Raw genomic sequence first — 20,814 nt, forward strand, 5'->3', positions numbered from 1 at the left:
TGATTCGATAGATAATTTTCATTAGTCGCGATATGTAAAATCATCGTGAAAGTGGGTTTCATCACATGACGCCTTTCTTTGTGTCAGATATACTCAATGGCGCAAATAAAATGCGAATAATATTAAGGAAATTCACGTGAATCCTATCGTAAAGACTTTCCAGTACGGTAACCATACAGTTACCCTAGAAACTGGTGTTATGGCACGTCAAGCGACTGCTGCTGTTATGGCAAGCATGGACGATACGTCTGTGTTTGTATCTGTTGTTGGTAAGAAAGCGGCCGTTGAAGGTCAAGACTTCTTCCCTCTAACAGTTAACTACCAAGAGCGTACATACGCTGCAGGTAAAATTCCTGGTGGTTTCTTTAAGCGTGAAGGTCGCCCTTCTGAAGGCGAAACGCTTACAGCGCGTCTAATTGACCGTCCTATCCGTCCGTTATTCCCAAGTGCATTCAAAAACGAAGTACAAGTAATTGCAACTGTGGTTTCTGTAAACCCAGATGTAAACCCAGACATGATCACTATGATCGCAACGTCTGCGGCACTTGCTATTTCAGGTCTACCGTTCAATGGTCCTATCGGTGCAGCACGTGTTGGTTTTGTTAACGATCAATTCGTTCTTAACCCAAGCAACACTGAACTAGAAGAAAGCCGCCTAGATCTAGTTGTTTCTGGTACTAAAGACGCAGTTCTGATGGTTGAATCAGAAGCTGATCGCCTATCTGAAGAGACAATGCTACAAGCTGTTGTTTATGGTCACGACCAACAACAAGTTGTTATCAATGCAATCAACGAGTTTGCGGCTGAAGTTGCAACTCCTGCTTGGGATTGGACTGCACCAGTCGTTAATGCTGAACTTAAAGCGCGCGTTGCTGATAAAGCTGAAACTCGCCTTTCTGACGCATACCAAATCACTGAAAAGATGGCACGTTACGACGAAGTCGGTTCTATTAAGAACGATGTTGTTACAAGCCTTCTTGCTGAAGACGAAACGCTGGATGAGCGTGAACTTCGTGGCATGTTAAGCTCTCTTGAGAAGAACGTTGTACGTAGCCGCATCATCGCGGGTAACCCACGTATCGATGGTCGTGAAAAAGACATGGTTCGTGCGTTAGACGTACGTACTGGTGTACTTCCACGTACTCACGGTTCTTCTTTGTTCACACGTGGTGAAACTCAGGCTCTAGTTACTGCTACGCTTGGTACACAACGTGACGCACAAATCATCGACAGCATCATGGGTGAGAAGAAAGATCACTTCCTTCTACACTACAACTTCCCTCCATACTGTGTTGGTGAAACTGGTTTTGTTGGTTCACCTAAGCGTCGTGAAATTGGTCACGGTAAGCTTGCTAAGCGTGGTATTGCTGCAGTAATGCCTTCTGTTGAAGAGTTCCCATACACAGTACGTGTTGTATCGGAAATCACTGAATCTAACGGCTCATCTTCAATGGCTTCTGTATGTGGTACTTCTCTAGCTCTTATGGATGCTGGTGTGCCAATTAAAGCGTCTGTTGCGGGTATCGCAATGGGTCTTGTTAAAGAAGGCGACGATTTCGTTGTTCTTTCTGACATCCTTGGTGACGAAGATCACCTAGGTGACATGGACTTTAAAGTTGCGGGTACTGACGACGGTATCACAGCACTTCAGATGGATATCAAAATTGAAGGTATCACTAAAGAGATCATGCAGATCGCTCTAAATCAAGCTAAAGGTGCACGTAAGCACATCCTTAGCGTGATGGACGATGCAATTGGTTCTCACCGTGATGATATCTCTCAGTTTGCTCCTCGTATTCATACGATGAAGATCAGTTCTGACAAGATTAAAGATGTTATCGGTAAAGGTGGTGCAGTTATCCGTGCACTAACTGAAGAAACTGGTACTACAATTGAAATCGAAGACGACGGTACAATCAAGATTGCAGCAACTGAAGGCGCTGCAGCTAAAGAAGCTATCCGTCGTATCGAAGAAATCACTGCTGACGTTGAAGTTGGTCGCATCTATACTGGTAAAGTAATGCGTATCGTAGACTTTGGTGCATTCGTATCAGTTATCGGTGCTAAAGAAGGCTTGGTACACATTTCTCAAATCGCTCAAGAGCGCGTAGAGAAAGTATCTGACCATCTACAAATGGGTCAAGAAGTTCAAGTTAAAGTACTTGAAATCGACCGTCAGGGTCGTATTCGCCTAAGCATGAAAGAAGCTGTTGCAGATCAAAATCCTGCGCCAGTACAAGACGAACAGCCACAAGGCTAAGTCTTTCTTCTGAAAGCATGTTATAAAGGGGCTGATTAGCCCCTTTTTTTATATCTAAATTGTGTACTTCAGGGAGAACAGCATTGATTGCAAACAGGTTAAAGCTCGTATGTATTGCCGCAGTGATGGTACTAACAGGATGTGCATCGTCTCAAGCGAAATGGACCCATCCTCCGATGGCTGTGCCATTTCAACCTACAATTCAACAGCAAATACAATTGGCGCGTATTGATCAGCTACTAAAGCGTGATGATCTCGATAAAGCGACCGTTGCACAAATGTTTTATGAGCGTGGTTTATTAAATGACAGCTTGGGCTTACGTGATTTAGCACGCCTTGATTTTAACCAGTCTCTTTCGTTGAAGCCAAACCAGCCAGATGTTTTTAATATTCTTGGGGTGTATTTTACCCAAAGCGCGCATTTTGATGCCGCGTATGAAGCGTTTGATTCAACCTTAGAGCTAAACCCTCAGCATCCGTTTGCTCTGCGTAACCGTGGTATCGCTTTATATTATGGTGGTCGTTTAGCATTGGCTCACGATGATTTGTTGGTGCATTACCAACAAGGTGTGAATGACCCTTACCGTGTTATTTGGTTATATTTTGTTGAATTTGAACAAGATTCTGAAACGGCAGCTCAAAAATTAAAGCTACGTTATGATGCCAGTGATAAGCAAGATTGGGGATGGCAAATTGTGCGTCTGTATCTTGGTGAAATCACAGAAACTCAATTTTTGAATGAGATTGCGACGGAAAGTGAAAGTAATGATCAGTTAGCAGAGCGCTTGACTGAAGGGTACTTCTACCTTGCGAAGGCGTATCAACAACAAAGTGATTATTCTGCGGCTGTGATGCTATACAAGTTAGCTTTAGCGGGTAACGTGTATGAGTTTGTTGAGCACCGTTTCTCATTGTTAGAAATCAGCAGAATTATGGCGGCTTATGAAGCACAAAATGGACAAAAAGAGACGAACTAGTTTTTATTGATTGCCACATAATGCGATGAAGAAAAGCCGCGATTGTCGCGGCTTTTTTGTATCTGATTAAAAATGTTTGAATAGTAAATGCTATTCGATATTTAGACCCGCAACGCTATGCCAATAACCATTGCAGTGATGGCCCCCAACTAGCGGATGGCGAGTGGTGCTTTGTTCATTTAACTTAAATTCGTTTACTTTGCTAAGTGTATCAATACTGAGCGGACTTAAACGTACAACGTCAACGAGATCCTGCATACTTTTCAGATCGTTGACCAAGTTATAACAATAGCCAGATTGGGTTTGAATACCATTTAGCGTAAAGACTTTCTGGTCTTCTTGGCTATTAACGGTAATGCCTGTTGGATACTTGATACAGCAGGTTTCGCAATCATCTTTGGCTTTATCTTCAGCGCGTGCAGTAAAACAACGCGCAGAATAGGCCAGCGGCAGATAACCGTAGCTGAAAACTTCCGTTTCAAACTTATCTCGAATACCCATTTTTTCGCATTCGATGACCACATTCTGGAGCCACTCTTTAGACAGCTCGACGGGCATACACCAGCGCGTCATGCCTTTTTTCAGAAAAAGGTTCAACGTCTGGGCGTTGTAGCAATTAACAGCTGCGCCAACGACAAACGGCACTTTTTTCTCATGAGCGAGTTGAATCGCCGATACATCGTTAGCTTCTATAATGAAATCGCCGTTATCGATGTACTTTTTCATGATGTTGACTTCGCTAGGTGCTTCTAGCAATGCCATGGTCGACAAGACAACTTGCTTACCGGTAGAAGAGATATCTTTTGCGATATCAAACCAATGAGCAGGCTTCATTTCACGACGTTTTGAGCAAACCGTTTCACCCAGATAGATAATATCGGTGTCTGTTTCTTTTGCTTGTTGATAAAAAGCTTCAACGTCGGTTTTTGGCCAAAAATAAAGAAGAGGGCCCAAAGAGTATTTCATGTTTGGCTCCTTTATTGCCATTTACGGTGATAAGCACCGAGGGTTGTTTGTTTACCTTCAGAGACGTTGCCTAAGCAAGCATTCCAAGCTGGCTCGACGCTGTAGCCTTCAGGGTTGGCTTTATAACGATCAATGGCTGCTCGCCATGTTTTTGTTACTTGCTCAACATAAGCAGGGCTACGCTGGCGACCTTCAATTTTTACCGACGCAATATTGGCGGCAAAGAGTTCCGGTAATATCTCTAACGTATTGAGGCTCGTTGGTTCTTCCAATGCATGGTAGCGCTTATTATCACCATCAATATTGACATCGAAACGACCTTTACACAGTGTCGGATATCCTGCATTTTCACCTGCAGCATAACGATCAATCAATACATCGTTTAATCGAGACTCAAGCCCTTGCGCCGTTTCTTGCCAGCGAACAAATTTAGCTGGTGAGCATGCCCCTACCGTATTGGGCGATTCACCTGTCATGTAAGAAGATAAGTAACAACGACCTTCAGACATAATGCACAAGCTACCAAACGCGAATACCTCTAGATCCATATTGGTATTACGTGCGAGTTGCTTCACTTGATGAATCGACAGTACACGCGGCAATACAACGCGCTTCACATTGAAGTTTTGTTTATAGAAATCAATGGCAGCAGTATTAGTTGCTGATGCTTGAACCGATAAGTGCAGTTCAAGATCAGGATAACGCGTTGCTGCATATTCTAATACCGCTATATCAGCAACGATGAGGGCATCGACCCCCATAGCAACAGCATTGTCGACCGCTTTCGTCCAGCGACTAAAGCCGTCTGGGTGAGCAAAAGTATTGAGGGCAACGTGCAGCTTTCTGTTGTGATCTTGCACATATTGAACGGCTTTTTCTAGCTTACGACCTGTAAAGTTCAAACCAGCGAAATGGCGGGCATTTGTATCATCCTTAAAGCCGATGTATACCGCGTCAGCACCGTTATCAATCGCTGTTTTTAAGGCTGGAAGGTTACCAGCGGGGCAAAGTAGCTCCATATTATTTTTATCAACCAGTCTTTGATGGGAATAATAAGTAATAGAGCAAATAGTAGGGGGCTTAGTGCCCCCTTGTTTTGATGTCAGGCAGGTTTTTGTTGATTTAGGACAACTTTTTAGTGGTAGATGCCTATCTAGAAAAGTGGTTAATCTTGGCTGCGACTGTTTTTCACTAAGATCGCTTCGAGTTCATTTTTTGGTAACGGACGATAGAAATGGAACCCCTGAATATAGTCACAATTGAGGTTTGATAACAAGGTTGCTTGTTGGCGTGTTTCGACCCCTTCCGCGACGATACTCATATTAAGGGCTTTACCCAAGTTAATTATATTTTCAATCAAGGTTACCTGCTTGGGCACCGTATCGATGTCATTAATAAAAGCGCGGTCAATTTTTAGCTCGTCTAACGGAAAACGTGCTAAATACGACAATGATGAATAACCAGTACCAAAGTCATCTATTGATAATGCAAACCCGAGTTTTTTTATCGCGTTTAACATTTGTATGGTGTGTTCACCATCACTCATTACGGCGCTTTCGGTTAACTCAAAGGTAATATCTGTGGCATTGACGCCTGTGCTTTTGAGTAGCTTTTTCACGAAATCAATGAGGTTTGGGTTACCAAATTGTTGTGGTGATAAGTTGATCGCCACACGTCCAGATAAGATACCTTGTTGTTTCCAGCGTCTTACCGTTGTGAAAACTTCTCGCATAACGACCAAGCCAAGCTGCTCGATTAATCCTGAGTTCTCAGCGACGGGAATAAATTGTGCCGGGCTAATATAACCTTCAACTGGGTGCTTCCAGCGAACTAATGCCTCAGCGCCATCAATAGCAAAGTCGCGAGCATTTACTTTGGGTTGGTACCAGACTTCTAAACCATTATTTTGCAGTACTTTTTGAAGTTCTATTTCTAACCATAAGCGCATGCGCGCTTCTTTATTCATGGCTTCATTGAATTTAACTAAACGATTACGCCCACGATTTTTTGCTTCATACATCGCGGTATCGGCATTTTGCAGCAAAATACGTGCATCATTACCATTGCCAGGGTAAGACACCATGCCAATTGAGCACGCTAAATGTTTACTGAAATGGTGCAAATCAAAAGGTTGGTTAATTAACGAGATAACTTGCTGAGCAACGAGGTCTCCCGCTCTATCGTGCTCGGGTTCAGATAAAACAATCCCAAATTCATCGCCACCCAAATGCCCAATAATGGCATTTTCCGGCAATAAACGGCGTAAGCGTTGTGATATTTCTTGCAGTACCCGATCGCCAATATGATGACCTAATGAATCATTAATATTTTTGAAGTTATCGATATCGAGGTACAGCATGACCAGTGGTGTTTCATTGGTGATTAGACTTTCTAATCGACGACTAAAACCATGGCGATTGTATAAACCCGTTAATGGGTCGGTATGAACAAGCTGTTCAACTTGTCCTTGTTGCACGGTATTTTCAGCTGCGTCTTGTAGTTTAACCAGCTTTGCGGATGAACCCATTAAGGTTATGTCTGATGTGGTAACCAATAATGGACGTTCAGTACAGCAGCGTGGGCTTGTGTGGCATTTACGAGGATCACCACTTGGGATTTGAGACAGTGTTTCACCTAAGATGCGCTGACTATGGCTATCTATTAGTAAACGGCCAAGTTCTTCACCTAATAATTCTTTAGAATCATCGAATCCTAATAAATTAGCCGCAATTTGATTGGCCGATATAATGATGCCACCTTCAACAATACACATGCCGTCAGAGATCAACTCATTTAGCTGTTTTAATTGATGTTCAAGTTCTTCAAGTGAGTTAACTAAAATTTGTCGTTCAGACGTATCGACTGAATGCAGAACAATATGGCTAACATCCCCAATTTTATTTCGCAGTGGTGATAGGCTGAAATGCATGCTGGTTTCATGACGGTTGTCATCCAGAACCACTTCACCTTCGACTGATTCTCCTTGAAAAGCACGTTCATAAAATGGACGCAGAGAGCGGTAGAAGGCTTGTCCTAGAATGTCGCTGTCATTTTGACCAACAAGATCGTCACGCTGAAGACCGCTTATTTCGCAGTAACGATTATTAACGACTAAGTAGTTATGTTGTGGATCTAATACTGCAAACAGAAACGGACTGTTATCTGTGAGCAGAGGAAACCAATAATTAAGTTGCTCTGTCGGCATTAAAGCACCGTATATCCATATTCAGATTGAAAATAGCGCGGGGTTACCAAATTGAATAACCATAATGGGTAGCACTATAAAGGGTGACTATGATTTTAATGTTTCATCTCATGAGTCGTGTTCTGTAATATAACCTGTGAATGAGGAAGAATTCTAAATTTTGCGCTGAGAGAAGCGTTTTTTTTGACTCAAGGCATGAAACTGTTTGCCAAGGTTGCAATACAATCAGGTATTAATAGCGGTAGTGATAGGAAAATACATACAGTGATAACCCAACTTCGAAAGCACATTGTTCAACATGGTCCTGCGTTACTTCGCGTTCCAGCAAAATTGACTCCTTTTACGGTTCAGAAAAAAATGATGTTAGAAGGCTTAACACTCGTTTTTAAGGAAGCGTTAGAAGATGGTGATTTTGAATTTCTTGATGGACGATGGTTAAAAGTCGAAGTCAGGGATTTAGAACTGCACTGGTATATTAGCTACCAAGATGACAAACTAGTCGTCGCTGAACATATCGAGCAAGAAGATGTTAGCTTCAGTGGCGAATGTAATGACTTAGTCTTAATTGCCGCACGTAAAGAAGACCCTGACACCTTATTTTTTCAACGTCGTCTTCGTATAGAAGGGGATACTGAGTTAGGACTGGAAGTAAAGAACTTGATGGACAGCATTGATCTAGATTCTTTACCTTCGCCGCTCAAATTTTTGTTACAGCAATCGGCAGACTTCATTCAAAAGGGAATGCAAGGTGCTGGTGCTGAAAAAGAGGTTATGAATGCTCATTAGAACTGAAGCACCTGCGGATATTCTACCCATAGATCGACTGCTGAAGACGGTGTTTGAGACCGATGCTGAAGCTGATTTAGTGATGAGATTACGTGAGAATAGTCACCGTACATTATCTCTTGTTGCGTGTAGCGATGACGGCGAGGTGATTGGACATATTCTCTTTAGCCCAGTTACCGTTGATGATGTAGATGACAATTGGCAAGGCTTAGCCCCATTATCGGTAAAACCTGAATACCAACGACAAGGTATTGGAAAAGCATTAATGGAAGAAGCAAAATTAATGCTGGCTGATTTTGGTTACCCCGTTGTCGTTGTGCTTGGTCACAGTGAATATTACCCACAAGTGGGTTTCGAGAAAGCTTCTGAACACGGTCTTGGCTGTATTTGGGAAGTACCTGATGAGGCCTTTATGGTGTTAGAAGTGATACCTGAGCATCTAGCCGGTAAATCTGGCGTCGTTAAGTACAGTGAAGAGTTTTCAGCGCTGTAATCTCGGGAATATAGTTTGATTCCATATTCACCATAAAATACCACCTTAACGGTGGTTTTTTATTTTTGATGATGGCTATATTAAACGCATGCTGGGTATGTCTTGGTGGTGCGGTATGAATTTGATAGGATTGCCGCCCAAAGTGTTTATCACTACTAAAAGCTTATTGTGAGTATTGAATGAAACAGCGTGATATTCAGGTATTGCAAGAAATGGGGTTAACCTATTGGCAGGTACGCAAACCGGAGTTCTTCCCTAATATGCAAGTACCTGTCATTGATCTACCTGAAAGTTGCAAACTATTGTTTATTACTGATGATGAACTGAATGAGCATGATGCTTGGCTGTTTGGACGTATTTTAGGCAGTATGAAATTGATGCCTGAACAAGCGTTATCATTGCCTTTAGAAGCGGTAGAGCAAGTTGCAGAACATCATTTAACCTGGTGTTGGTTTGCAGGTTGCCAAGGCGTACACCCAGTTGGTTGCCAAGTGTTGAATTCTAGTTCATTGCAAGCAATGCATTCAAACCCATCAAGTAAGAAAGCCTTATGGCAGCAGATTTGTTCTTATGATAAATAAAATTGTTCCACTTGAATCGCAACACCATGATGATGTTTGGCGTATAGAGCGTGCCGCCAACACTTTTCCGTGGGCTGAATCGATGATTCGTAAAGAGCCTAACAATATCGCGACGAATTTTGTTTTGTTAGTCGATGATACACTCGTGGGCTATTGTTACGGTCAGCTGGTGGCTGGTGAGGCAACATTACTGAATATTGCGGTTGATCCTAGCCAGCAAGGCAAGGGCTACGGTAAAGCATTGTTAGAAGGCTTTATCGATATATTACAACAGCGGAATGCTGAAGATATCTGGTTAGAAGTGCGTGCCAGTAATGTTCGTGCTTATAAATTGTATGAAGCGGCTGGCTTTAACGAGATAAACCGCCGTGAAGGGTATTACCCATCCGAAAATGGACGTGAAGATGCGTTAATTATGACGTATTTGGTTATGTAGCCTTTATATCTCCTTTGTTATCTCTGTTTCTTTTCGTGGGATTTGCGTATAATTCCGCCATTATCAGGCTCCTGAGTTTCATCTATTTCCTGCGTATGATTGAGGTCGACATGTAATTTGTTGCTATAACACAATTTTCGCAGTTCCCTGCCTACGCAGGCGATGGTACTTTTCTAGGGTCAGCCCTTATTGGAATCTCTCACAGGATTATCAACACTTATGTCTTTTTTACAAGAAGTGGGTAAACGTAGAACGTTTGCCATCATTTCTCACCCCGATGCGGGTAAAACCACCATTACTGAAAAAGTTCTTTTATTCGGAAACGCTATTCAAAAAGCGGGTACCGTAAAAGGTCGCGGTTCTAATCAACACGCGAAATCAGACTGGATGGAAATGGAAAAAGAACGTGGTATCTCAGTAACGACTTCTGTGATGCAGTTCCCATTCAATGATTGCCTCGTGAACCTTCTTGATACTCCTGGACACGAAGATTTCTCGGAAGATACGTACCGTACATTAACGGCTGTTGATTCATGTTTGATGGTTATCGATGCCGCTAAAGGTGTCGAAGATCGTACGCGTAAGTTAATGGAAGTAACCCGTTTACGTGATACGCCAATCGTTACTTTCATGAACAAAATGGACCGTGAAGTACGTGATCCAATGGAAGTATTAGATGAAGTTGAAACTGAGCTAAATATGGCTTGTGCGCCAATTTCATGGCCGATTGGGTGTGGTAAAGAATTTAAAGGTGTTTACCATATTCACCGTGATGAAACGATTTTGTATGAATCTGGCCACGGCCACGAGATTCAAGAAGTACGCACCATTAAAGGGTTAGATAACCCTGAGTTAGATGTTGCTGTTGGTGAATCACTGGCTGCAAGCGTACGTGAAGAACTTGAATTGGTTATTGGTGCTGCGCACGAATTTGATCTTGAGTTGTTCTTGAAAGGTGAATTAACACCAGTATTCTTTGGTACAGCACTGGGTAACTTTGGTGTTGACCACATGCTTGAAGGCTTAACGCAGTGGGCGCCAGCACCACAAACACGTAAAGCAAATGAGCGCGATGTAGAAGCTATCGAAGAGAAGTTCTCGGGTTTCGTTTTTAAAATTCAAGCCAACATGGATCCTAAGCACCGCGACCGTATCGCCTTTATGCGTATCGTGTCAGGTACTTATAACCAAGGCATGAAAATGAACCATGTACGTACGGGTAAAAACGTCAGTATTTCTGATGCGGTAACCTTTATGGCTGGTGACCGTACTCGTGCAGAACAAGCGTATGCGGGCGACATCATTGGTTTGCATAACCACGGTACGATTCAGATTGGTGATACGTTCACTCAAGGTGAGAATCTTAAGTTTGCTGGTATTCCAAACTTTGCACCTGAATTGTTCCGTCGTATTCGCCTAAAAGATCCATTGAGACAGAAGCAGTTGCTTAAAGGTTTGGTACAGCTTTCTGAAGAAGGTGCTGTACAGGTCTTCCGTCCTTTACAAAACAATGATTTGATTGTTGGTGCGGTGGGTGTGCTTCAGTTTGATGTGGTTGTGGCACGCTTAAAAGCAGAATACAACGTAGAAGCCATCTACGAAGGTATTAATGTCGCGACAGCACGTTGGGTTGAGTGTGATGATGTGAAAACATTAGAAGAATTTAAACGTAAAAACCAGCAGAACCTCGCTCTCGATGGCGGTGATAACTTAGCATATGTTGCACCAACCATGGTCAATTTGAATTTGGCGAAAGAACGTTTCCCTGCTGTTGAATTTCATGCCACTCGTGAGCACTAATCACAATTAGAGTCACCAACGAGTAACATGTTCAGAAGGCCGTCACATTTGTGGCGGCTTTTTTGTGCTTTATGTCCTGATATCAACCAACAACCTGATATAACTCTGAATCCTGCATCTTTAGGTAGCTTGGGTGTATACTCCCATTGTGCATATGGGAGACAAGGAGCTAAACAATGGACAATGTAGTACCTGCAGGTAAGCAAAAGAGTCGTGTTGCAAATACTGATGTAGCAAACCAAGATATTTTCACATGGATTGGTGAAGCATCACCTCTAGGCGCGACAGCAAAAGATAACGGCGTTAACTTTAGTCTCTATTCAAAAGATGCCACGAAAATCACTCTTCACCTGTTTCACCATCAGCATGCTGATGCACCTTTCATTTCTTTTGATCTAGACCCTATCCTTCATAAGCGTGGCCATTATTGGTTCATGTTCGTAGGCAATATTGGTCATGGTCAGGTGTATGCTTTTCAAGTTAATGGTCCTTGGCAACCTGAGAAAGGGCTGCTATTTGATAAAGACAAAGTACTAATCGATCCTTACAGCCATGCGGTTTGCTTCAGTCAAAATTACAGTCGCCAGCGAGCGATAGATCCTGGCTCAAACATGGATGCTTGTATGAAAAGCATTGTGGTTGATCATCGTCATTTTGATTGGCAAGAATCACGAGCTCCCGGTCACCCTCTGACTGATACAGTTATCTATGAAATGCATGTCGCTGGGTTTACCAAACATCCATCATCTGGTGTTGCTGACGCTAAACGGGGCACATTTTCAGGCATTATTGAAAAAATACCGTACCTTAAAGAATTAGGCATAACGGCTGTTGAGTTAATGCCTGTACAACAGTTTGATATCCATGATGCACCTGAAGGGCGGCAGAATTATTGGGGCTATAGTCCGATAAACTTTTTTTCGGTTCATGCTCAATACAGTGTTGAGAAAAATCCTATAGCCGCCATTGATGAATTTAAAATGTTAGTGCGCGAGTTACATAAAGCGGATATCGAAGTGATTCTGGATGTGGTGTTTAATCACACCGCTGAAGGTGATGAAAACGGTCCAACATTTTGTTTTAAAGGGTTACAGAGCAAAGCCTATTATTTGACTGAAGGTGATACTGGCAAGTTTGCTAACTATAGTGGTTGTGGCAATACCTGCAACGCGAATCATAGTGTCTTGCGTCGAATGATTATTGATGCATTGCATTTTTGGGTAACTGAAATGCGGGTTGATGGCTTTCGTTTTGACTTAGCATCGGTGCTGGCTCGTGATGGTCAAGGTCATCCGATGAAAGAGCCGCCATTACTGTGGTCGATAGATTCAGATCCGATTTTGAGTGGCACTAAGATCATTGCTGAAGCTTGGGATGCAGCAGGTTTGTACCAAGTCGGCTCGTTTATTGGCGATCGCTGGAATGAATGGAACGGTAAATACCGCGATGATATACGCGCATTTTGGCGTGGCGACAGTGGCAGTGTAGAAACATTTGCCTCCCGTATTTTAGGCTCGCCTGATATTTACTGTAGCCACCATCACTCGCCACATCGTTCAGTGAACTTCATCTGTGCCCATGATGGCTTTACGTTAAATGATCTTGTGAGTTACAACCAGAAGCATAATCACGCCAACGGGGAAGATAATCGCGATGGCGATAACCACAATATATCCTGTAATTATGGGGTTGAAGGGCCGACGCAGATAGCCGAAATAGATGCGATGAGGAATCGGCAATGTAAAAATATGCTGGCAACGTTATTTTTGTCTTTAGGTACACCGATGATCAATATGGGGGATGAAGTGCGTCGTACCCAGCAAGGTAACAATAATGCGTATTGCCAAGATAATGAGTTAAGTTGGTTTGACTGGCAACTTGTCGAACAGCATGCAGATCTTCACCGCTTTGTGAAACAGCTAAGCCTAATAAGAACCGCAGAGCCTACTATTGATTGGAACATGCACATGTCATTAAGCTCGGTTATCAAAAGCGTTGATATTAATTGGCATGGTGTACAGCCCAATCAACCCGATTGGTCGGAGCATTCACATTCGTTGGCGCTTACTGTGAACCATCCTTTAACCAAAAATGAGTTATACGTTATTTGTAATGCGTATTGGGACCCGCTTGAATTCACTTTGCCTAATCGTGAGTACAGTGATTGGCATTTATTGATAAACACGGGACAAGCAAGCCCATTTGATATTTATGATATTGATGATGCACCAGCTTATAAGCCTGATAGCATTTTAGTCTTAGGGCGAAGTATGGTGGTAATGGTTGCTAAAAAGTGAATATAATAATAGGTGAATGTTAAAGAAGAGAGGGTGAAGATGTTGGCATGGTTGAAAAAATGTATCGCTCAGTATGATCAGTGGTGCGAACGTATGGGCTTTACACCCGAAAATAGGCGCTGTTGTGCGCCTATTCGTTATGATGAAGATGATGCGCGACACCCCAAACGTCGAGCCGCACATTTTCAACAGAAAAAGTACAGTTCGCCCTCTGATTTACAGAATAAAAAGCGTTTTTATGTTGATTGATAGCCATTGTCATTTTGATTTTGCCCCTTTTATAGATGCCCCAGAACATTACCTAACATTGGCAAAAGATGCGGGGGTTAAGCGTATTATTATTCCTTCTGTAGGGGAGAGAAATTGGCATGCAGTTGAGCAGTTAAGTCACCAATTTAATGAGTTGTATTACGCTCTGGGCTTACATCCTTTCTTTAGCCATGAACATTCGGAATGCGCTTTACCGTTACTGAAAGAACGGCTCCAAAAAGTGTCTCAATATTCAGACGCTTATCGAGAAAAGTGCGTTGCTATCGGTGAGTGTGGACTAGACTTTGTCATTGCTAATGCAGATAAAGAGCAACAAATAGAGTTGCTTAGCGAACAGGTAATGTTAGCCAATCAGTTTGACTTACCCGTTATTTTGCATTGTCGTAAAGCATTTCCTGAATTGATGAAAGTTTTGAGACAAAATCTACCCATTGCAGGTGGTGTTTATCATGCATTTAGTGGTAGCTATCAACAAGCAAAGCAACTTATTGATCTAGGTATCAAAATTGGCGTAGGTGGATCGATTACATATAGCCGTGCCAGTAAAACTCGCCATACAATAGGGTCTCTACCGTTGGTAGAACTCATATTAGAGACCGATGCACCAGATATGCCGATATCAGGGTTCCAAGGTGAGCCTAATCGCCCTGATAGGGTATGTAATATATTGCGAACTTTAGCGAGTATTAGAATGGAATCTGAACAGGTGATAGAAGAGGTGACAACCTTAACTACCGCTGAACTATTTCGTATTTCATTGTGATATCACTCTCAGATCGAAACGTTTGCGCGAAACGTTTGCGTGAATGAATGATCTTAGTGTGATTGTCATCACAATTACCGCTAAACTTACATCTCCTTTCCTTGGAAAGTGTGATGTCCGCATTACTTTATAGTTACCTGGATGAGTATAATGCTGCCGGACTCTTAATGAGCCAAATTGTCGAGACGCCAAACTTAACTATAAAGGGATGCCATAAACTATGAGCATGTTTATGAGCCTGGTTGGGATGGTAGTATTGCTAGGTCTAGCACTTCTATTATCTGATAACCGTAAAGCTATTAATTTACGTACTGTTGGTGGCGCATTTGCCATTCAATTTTTGTTGGGTGCATTTATTCTTTATGTACCTTGGGGCAAGGACGTTCTAGGTGCTGCGAGTAGCGGTGTTCAGAGCGTTATCGATTACGGTAACACTGGTATCGAATTCTTATTCGGTAGCTTAGTTAACTTTTCTGTTGAAGGTATTGGTTTTATCTTCGCCTTTAAAGTACTACCAACAGTAATCTTCTTCTCTGCACTTATTAGCGTTTTCTACTACTTGGGTGTTATGCAAGTAGTAATCAATGTTCTTGGTGGTGGTCTAAGAAAAGTATTAGGTACATCAAACGCGGAATCAATGTCTGCAACTGCTAACATTTTTGTTGGTCAAACAGAAGCGCCACTTGTTGTGCGTCCGTTTGTACCAAAGATGACGCAATCTGAGTTGTTTGCAGTAATGTGTGGTGGTCTAGCATCTGTTGCTGGTGGTGTTCTTGCTGGTTATGCTGCAATGGGTGTTCCTCTAGAATACTTGATCGCAGCATCTTTCATGGCAGCCCCTGGTGGTCTACTGTTTGCTAAAATCATCAAGCCTGAAACTGAAGAGCCTATCGAGCAATTAGCATCTGATGCTGATTCTGCTGACGATAAGCCTGCTAACGTAATTGATGCGGCAGCTGGCGGTGCGTCTTCTGGTATGCAACTAGCACTAAACATTGGTGCAATGCTATTGGCTTTCGTTGGTCTAATTGCATTAGTTAACGGTATGCTAGGTGGCATCGGTGGTTGGTTCGGTATGCCTGAACTAACACTAGAACTTATTCTTGGTTATGTATTCCAACCTCTAGCATTCCTAATCGGTGTGCCATGGGAAGATGCAAATATTGCTGGTTCTTTCATTGGTCAGAAACTGATCCTGAACGAATTTGTTGCTTACTTAGGTTACGTACCGTACCTAGGCGATGCGGCTCCAGTTATCCTTGCTGAGAAGACGAAAGTAATCATTTCTTTCGCACTATGTGGTTTTGCTAACTTATCTTCAGTAGCAATCCTACTAGGTGGTCTTGGTAGCATTGCTCCAAACCGTCGTCACGATATCGCTCGTTTCGGTATGCGTGCAGTAGCTGCAGGTACATTATCTAACCTAATGTCTGCAACAATCGCTGGTTTGTTCTTCTCACTAAGCGCAATGTAATTCCTGACTCTGTCAGCACAAAAACGCCACAGCTTGCTGTGGCGTTTTTTTTTGCCGTTTAAAAGTGAAAAGTAAAGCTGATACCACCTACACTATTATCTGTTTACATTTACTGGCTAATATTAAGAGTAACGGCATCAGCGCTTTATAATTGGCACCATAGGCTGATTCAATTGCTGTCTTGTTCTTGCTGGTTTTCCTGCGCAACGTTATAACCATTTACTTCGCCATATTGGTATTAGCATCATTGTTTCCAAATCACCCTAATGATCAACAGATTTGGTAAAAACTAGCCTTGCCGTGTTTCTTTCCTTCATAAAATCGATTGCGCTCCGTTTTCTGCTCTATTCTTTTGATAGCATCTTGCATATTGATTCAAACCATACTTTGTATCGCAACGGTCTAGACCTATGAATATCTTATTGATGGGATAATTAATCGATAATTTATGAATATATGAGTAATGGTTTATTACTGATTGTTGTGGTTTGAATGGGATTAACCATTACTTATTAATTAGTTAGGGTTAATTCTCAAGGTAAACACATTGTCCACGTGTGGAAACACGACTTTGATGGTGACGTGCATCGGACCTTGGTATTATTAGGGCGTACCATCATAAAAAGGCACCTGTTGTTTCAGCGTTAGCTAACCATGATGGAAGAACTGTCACGGTTTTGCTGAACAACACGAACTTGCAAGACGTTGGTTGATTCGTCTCTGTATTACAGATGAAAAAAACATAACGTCTCGCGCGGTGAAAAGGATAGCAATCAAGTAAAACGATCTCGCGTTGTTTACTTGAGTCTTCAAGGAATCAAGTCCGCTTATCTAACTGTTCGCTGTCAGCGGGCCGTTTGGCGGTATGAAAAGACGTATCGTTAAGCGTATGGAACAGTTTCTATAAGCTTGGTAGAAAATAACTGGACTGGAGATAGTCATGAGCGATTTAAAAGCTGCTGCATTACGTGCATTAAAATTAATGGATCTTACAACTCTGAACGATGACGACACTGATGAAAAAGTGATCGCGCTTTGTAAGAATGCTAAAACAGCTGTAGGCAACACTGCAGCAGTATGTATTTACCCACGTTTCATTCCTGCTGCTAAGAAGCAGTTACGTGAACAAGGTACACCAGAAGTACGTATTGCAACGGTTACTAACTTCCCACATGGTAACGACGATATTGAAATCGCAGTTGCTGAAACAAAAGCGGCTGTTGCATACGGCGCTGATGAAGTTGACGTTGTATTCCCATACCGTGCATTAATTGCTGGTAATTCAGAAGTTGGTTTTGAGCTAGTTAAGCAATGTAAAGCTGCATGTGGCGATATTCTGCTTAAAGTTATCATCGAAACGGGTGAGCTTAAGACTGAAGCGCTAATCAAGCAGGCTTCTGAGCTTTCGATCAAAGCCGGTGCAGATTTCATCAAAACATCAACGGGTAAAGTACCTGTTAACGCAACACCAGAAGCAGCAGAAATTATGCTGACAGTAATTAAAGATATGGATGTTGCTAAAACAGTTGGTTTTAAACCAGCTGGTGGCGTTCGTACTGCAGAAGATGCTCAAGCATTCCTTGCTATGGCAGACCGCATTCTTGGTGGTGACTGGGCTGACAACATGCACTACCGTTTTGGTGCATCAAGCCTACTTGCAAACTTATTGCACACTTTAGGTGAAGGCGAAGAAGCGGCTCAAGGCGGCTACTAAGTCTGAATAAATAAGGTGGCGTAATGCCACCTTATCTTAGCTCTACCTGTGACTATTCATTGTTTCTGTTAAAACAACACAATACTTGTGTGGATCGCTGCGCCTTAATGCTGGCGAATTATGGGGAATAACTGATATTTCTCATTTAAAAACAATCGAATAGTTATCTATCCTACGACCAACTTTTGATTGGGGAATACCATGTATTTACCGCAAGAAATAATTAGAAAAAAACGTGATAACGTTGAATTAACTGCTGACGAAATTAATTTTTTCATTCAAGGCATCGCAAAAGATACTGTGTCTGAAGGTCAAATTGCTGCGTTTGCAATGGCAATTTACTTTAATGATATGACCATGAATGAGCGTGTAGCACTGACCTGTGCAATGCGTGATTCTGGCATGGTAATCGATTGGAGCCACATGAACTTTGATGGCCCAATCGTCGACAAACATTCTACCGGTGGTGTAGGTGACGTAACATCTTTGATGCTTGGCCCTATGGTTGCAGCATGTGGTGGTTTCGTACCAATGATTTCAGGCCGAGGCTTGGGACACACTGGCGGTACGCTAGATAAATTAGAATCAATTCCTGGTTACAATATCACCCCTACCAATGACGTATTCGGTCAAGTAACCAAAGATGCAGGTGTAGCGATTATTGGCCAGACAGGCGATCTTGCACCAGCAGATAAGCGTGTATACGCCACTCGTGACGTAACAGCGACGGTAGATAATATCTCATTGATCACTGCTTCTATCTTGTCGAAAAAACTGGCTGCGGGCTTAGGCTCTTTGGTTATGGATGTGAAAGTAGGTTCGGGCGCATTCATGCCAACTTACGAAGCATCTGAAGACTTGGCTAAATCGATCGTGGCTGTGGCAAATGGTGCTGGCACCAAAACGACAGCATTATTGACAGATATGAATCAAGTATTGGCGTCTACTGCCGGTAATGCTTTGGAAGTGCGCGAAGCCGTACAATTCCTCACCGGTGAATACCGTAACCCTCGCTTATTTGAAGTGACCATGGCATTGTGTGCTGAAATGCTTGTAAACAGTGGCTTAGCCTCAGATATTGAGCAAGCACGTGAGAAGTTACAAGCGGTTCTGGATAACGGTAAAGCAGCAACATGCTTCGGCAAAATGGTTGCAGGTTTAGGTGGCCCAGTCGATTTCATGGAAAATTACGACAACTACCTAGAGAAAGCAGAGATTGCTAAGCCAGTGTTTGCTGAAACAACAGGTTACGCTTACGCCATGGATACTCGTGGTTTAGGAATGGCGGTTGTTGGCATGGGTGGCGGTCGCCGTGTGGCGAGTGACAGCATTGATTACGCAGTAGGTTTAAGCGACATGATCCGTTTGGGTGATGAAGTGAATACAGATACCGCGTTATGTGTGATTCACGCTCGTAGCGAAGCACAGTGGCAAGAAGCGGCAAATGCCGTACGTGCTAATATCACTATTGCTGATGAAAAGCCTGCGCCAACCCCTGACGTTTACCGTCGTATTCGCGCTGAAGATATTTAATGGAGTTTAAATGAAACGTTCAATTATCCTAGTTCTCGATTCTTTCGGTATCGGCGCAACAGAAGACGCTGTTGACTTTGGTGACGTAGGTTCAAATACCATGGGTCACATTGCTCAGGCATGTGCACGTGGCGAAGCTGATAACGGTGATCGTAGTGGTCCACTTCACCTACCTAACTTAAATAAACTTGGTTTAGGTAAAGCGTGTGAAGAATCTTCTGGTTACTTTCCTGAAGGCTTAGATCCAAGTGTTGAAATTACTGGCGCTTACGGTCATGCCAAAGAATTATCATCAGGCAAAGATACCCCATCAGGTCACTGGGAAATTGCAGGCGTACCCGTATTGTTTGATTGGGGTTACTTCTCTGATCTCGACAACAGTTTTCCGAAAGAGCTGACAGATCGCATCCTAAAGCGTGCGAACCTACCTGGCTTCTTAGGTAACTGCCATGCATCTGGTACACACGTATTGGATGCATTGGGTGAAGAACACATGAAGACGGGCATGCCTATCTTCTATACCTCTGCAGATTCGGTATTCCAAATTGCATGTCATGAAGAAACGTTTGGTTTAGATAACTTGCTAACACTGTGCCAAATCGCACGTGAAGAGCTGGAAGACTATAATATTGGTCGTGTAATTGCGCGTCCATTTACAGGTCCAGGTAAAGGGCAATTTGAACGCACGGGTAACCGTCGTGATTTATCTCTTGAGCCACCAGCAACAACAGTACTGCAGAAGTTAGTAGATGAGAAAGGCGGTGACGTTATTTCTATCGGCAAAATTTCCGATATCTATGCAGGCTGTGGTATCACTAAAAAAGTGAAAGCGAATGGTATTCCTGCTCTGTTTGAAGCAACGCTTGAGCAAATTAAACAAGCGGGAGATAACAGCTTAGTCTTTACTAACTTTGTAGATTTCGATTCAGCTTATGGCCACCGCCGTAATGTTGCAGGTTATGCTGCAGCCCTTGAATACTTTGATAAGCGCTTACCAGAAGTGCTAGAACTGCTTCAAGAAGATGATGTATTAATTCTGACCGCGGATCATGGTTGTGATCCAACATGGGAAGGTACAGATCATACGCGTGAGCATATCCCTGTAATCGTAACGGGTCCTAAGATTCCTGCTGGATCTTTAGGTCGTCGTGAAACATTTGCAGATATTGGTCAAAGCCTTGCAGAGTATTACGGTACATCTGACATGGAATACGGTAAGTCATTCCTGTAATTCAGGTTAATGATTTCGCATTTTGCTA

The 20,814-nt window shown here is 42.7% G+C and carries 17 protein-coding genes; 14 read left to right on the forward strand and 3 right to left on the reverse strand.

The features are described from left to right. Nucleotides 1-136: 136 nt before the first annotated feature. Together pnp and nlpI are read left to right on the forward strand one after the other, a co-directional pair. Nucleotides 137-2,260 (forward strand): polyribonucleotide nucleotidyltransferase, encoded by a 2,124-nt coding sequence (gene pnp / locus C9J48_RS17395; protein ID WP_006230695.1) that lies wholly within the window; start codon nt 137-139, stop codon nt 2,258-2,260. Nucleotides 2,261-2,343: 83 nt separating this feature from the next. Continuing rightward, a complete protein-coding gene (nlpI, locus tag C9J48_RS17400) occupies nt 2,344-3,237 on the forward strand; it encodes a lipoprotein NlpI (protein WP_006230696.1) in 894 nt (297 codons plus the stop codon). Nucleotides 3,238-3,327: 90 nt separating this feature from the next. On the opposite strand, the gene C9J48_RS17405 is transcribed toward nlpI, so the two are convergent. The 3 genes from C9J48_RS17405 to C9J48_RS17415 form a co-directional block, all read right to left on the reverse strand. Continuing rightward, the gene (locus tag C9J48_RS17405) at nt 3,328-4,203 is read right to left on the reverse strand and encodes a U32 family peptidase (RefSeq protein ID WP_006230697.1); all 876 of its coding nucleotides are present in this window, start codon (nt 4,201-4,203) and stop codon (nt 3,328-3,330) included. Between the two features lie 11 nt (nt 4,204-4,214). After that, nucleotides 4,215-5,222 (reverse strand): ubiquinone anaerobic biosynthesis protein UbiU, encoded by a 1,008-nt coding sequence (gene ubiU, locus C9J48_RS17410; protein WP_006230698.1) that lies wholly within the window; start codon nt 5,220-5,222, stop codon nt 4,215-4,217. Between the two features lie 146 nt (nt 5,223-5,368). Next, nucleotides 5,369-7,408, reverse strand: coding sequence for a sensor domain-containing protein (locus C9J48_RS17415; RefSeq protein WP_006230699.1), 2,040 nt, complete (start codon nt 7,406-7,408; stop codon nt 5,369-5,371). Nucleotides 7,409-7,672: 264 nt separating this feature from the next. Here C9J48_RS17415 and ubiT point away from each other — a divergent pair, with 264 nt between their 5' ends. From ubiT to C9J48_RS17470, 12 genes are all read left to right on the forward strand, one after another. Further along, nucleotides 7,673-8,194, forward strand: coding sequence for a ubiquinone anaerobic biosynthesis accessory factor UbiT (gene ubiT, locus C9J48_RS17420; protein WP_036803275.1), 522 nt, complete (start codon nt 7,673-7,675; stop codon nt 8,192-8,194). After that, entirely contained in the window at nt 8,184-8,687 is a 504-nt protein-coding gene (locus C9J48_RS17425) for a GNAT family N-acetyltransferase (protein ID WP_006230701.1), read from the forward strand. Before ubiT ends, C9J48_RS17425 begins: the two co-directional genes overlap by 11 nt. Before the next feature lie 179 nt (nt 8,688-8,866). After that, nucleotides 8,867-9,268: a DNA polymerase III subunit psi gene (locus tag C9J48_RS17430; RefSeq protein ID WP_006230702.1), complete on the forward strand. Its 402-nt coding sequence runs from the start codon at nt 8,867-8,869 to the stop codon at nt 9,266-9,268. Then, the gene (gene rimI, locus C9J48_RS17435; RefSeq protein WP_006230703.1) at nt 9,258-9,704 is read left to right on the forward strand and encodes a ribosomal protein S18-alanine N-acetyltransferase; all 447 of its coding nucleotides are present in this window, start codon (nt 9,258-9,260) and stop codon (nt 9,702-9,704) included. Before C9J48_RS17430 ends, rimI begins: the two co-directional genes overlap by 11 nt. 219 nt (nt 9,705-9,923) lie before the next feature. Beyond that, the gene (prfC, locus tag C9J48_RS17440; protein ID WP_006230704.1) at nt 9,924-11,504 is read left to right on the forward strand and encodes a peptide chain release factor 3; all 1,581 of its coding nucleotides are present in this window, start codon (nt 9,924-9,926) and stop codon (nt 11,502-11,504) included. A gap of 176 nt (nt 11,505-11,680) precedes the next feature. Next, on the forward strand, nt 11,681-13,801 hold the full coding sequence (glgX, locus tag C9J48_RS17445; RefSeq protein WP_006230705.1) for a glycogen debranching protein GlgX: 2,121 nt from the start codon (nt 11,681-11,683) through the stop codon (nt 13,799-13,801). 39 nt (nt 13,802-13,840) lie between these two features. Then, nucleotides 13,841-14,050 (forward strand): DUF5363 family protein, encoded by a 210-nt coding sequence (locus tag C9J48_RS28370; RefSeq protein ID WP_006230706.1) that lies wholly within the window; start codon nt 13,841-13,843, stop codon nt 14,048-14,050. After that, nucleotides 14,040-14,834: a TatD family hydrolase gene (locus C9J48_RS17450; RefSeq protein ID WP_006230707.1), complete on the forward strand. Its 795-nt coding sequence runs from the start codon at nt 14,040-14,042 to the stop codon at nt 14,832-14,834. The genes C9J48_RS28370 and C9J48_RS17450 overlap by 11 nt, the downstream gene beginning before the upstream one ends. A gap of 220 nt (nt 14,835-15,054) precedes the next feature. Further along, nucleotides 15,055-16,308: a NupC/NupG family nucleoside CNT transporter gene (locus C9J48_RS17455; protein WP_006230708.1), complete on the forward strand. Its 1,254-nt coding sequence runs from the start codon at nt 15,055-15,057 to the stop codon at nt 16,306-16,308. Between the two features lie 940 nt (nt 16,309-17,248). Then, nucleotides 17,249-18,022 (forward strand): deoxyribose-phosphate aldolase, encoded by a 774-nt coding sequence (gene deoC / locus C9J48_RS17460; RefSeq protein WP_006230709.1) that lies wholly within the window; start codon nt 17,249-17,251, stop codon nt 18,020-18,022. A 201-nt stretch (nt 18,023-18,223) separates the two neighbouring features. After that, nucleotides 18,224-19,555 (forward strand): thymidine phosphorylase, encoded by a 1,332-nt coding sequence (gene deoA, locus C9J48_RS17465; RefSeq protein ID WP_006230710.1) that lies wholly within the window; start codon nt 18,224-18,226, stop codon nt 19,553-19,555. Nucleotides 19,556-19,565: 10 nt separating this feature from the next. Then, nucleotides 19,566-20,786 carry a phosphopentomutase gene (locus C9J48_RS17470; protein WP_006230711.1) on the forward strand — a complete coding sequence of 407 codons (1,221 nt, stop codon included), beginning with the start codon at nt 19,566-19,568 and terminating at the stop codon, nt 20,784-20,786. Nucleotides 20,787-20,814: the final 28 nt, after the last annotated feature.

The organism is Photobacterium profundum (assembly GCF_003026285.1).
GTDB classification, from domain to species: Bacteria; Pseudomonadota; Gammaproteobacteria; order Enterobacterales; family Vibrionaceae; genus Photobacterium; species Photobacterium profundum.

Coding starts and splice junctions, on each gene's coding strand:
- C9J48_RS17405 (WP_006230697.1), bottom strand. CDS start 4,203: ATGAAATACTCTTTGGGCCCTCTTCTTTATTTTTGGCCAAAAACCGAC.
- ubiU (WP_006230698.1), bottom strand. CDS start 5,222: ATGGAGCTACTTTGCCCCGCTGGTAACCTTCCAGCCTTAAAAACAGCG.
- C9J48_RS17415 (WP_006230699.1), bottom strand. CDS start 7,408: ATGCCGACAGAGCAACTTAATTATTGGTTTCCTCTGCTCACAGATAAC.
- C9J48_RS17425 (WP_006230701.1), top strand. CDS start 8,184: ATGCTCATTAGAACTGAAGCACCTGCGGATATTCTACCCATAGATCGA.
- C9J48_RS17430 (WP_006230702.1), top strand. CDS start 8,867: ATGAAACAGCGTGATATTCAGGTATTGCAAGAAATGGGGTTAACCTAT.
- rimI (WP_006230703.1), top strand. CDS start 9,258: ATGATAAATAAAATTGTTCCACTTGAATCGCAACACCATGATGATGTT.
- prfC (WP_006230704.1), top strand. CDS start 9,924: ATGTCTTTTTTACAAGAAGTGGGTAAACGTAGAACGTTTGCCATCATT.
- glgX (WP_006230705.1), top strand. CDS start 11,681: ATGGACAATGTAGTACCTGCAGGTAAGCAAAAGAGTCGTGTTGCAAAT.
- C9J48_RS28370 (WP_006230706.1), top strand. CDS start 13,841: ATGTTGGCATGGTTGAAAAAATGTATCGCTCAGTATGATCAGTGGTGC.
- C9J48_RS17450 (WP_006230707.1), top strand. CDS start 14,040: ATGTTGATTGATAGCCATTGTCATTTTGATTTTGCCCCTTTTATAGAT.
- C9J48_RS17455 (WP_006230708.1), top strand. CDS start 15,055: ATGAGCATGTTTATGAGCCTGGTTGGGATGGTAGTATTGCTAGGTCTA.
- deoC (WP_006230709.1), top strand. CDS start 17,249: ATGAGCGATTTAAAAGCTGCTGCATTACGTGCATTAAAATTAATGGAT.
- deoA (WP_006230710.1), top strand. CDS start 18,224: ATGTATTTACCGCAAGAAATAATTAGAAAAAAACGTGATAACGTTGAA.
- C9J48_RS17470 (WP_006230711.1), top strand. CDS start 19,566: ATGAAACGTTCAATTATCCTAGTTCTCGATTCTTTCGGTATCGGCGCA.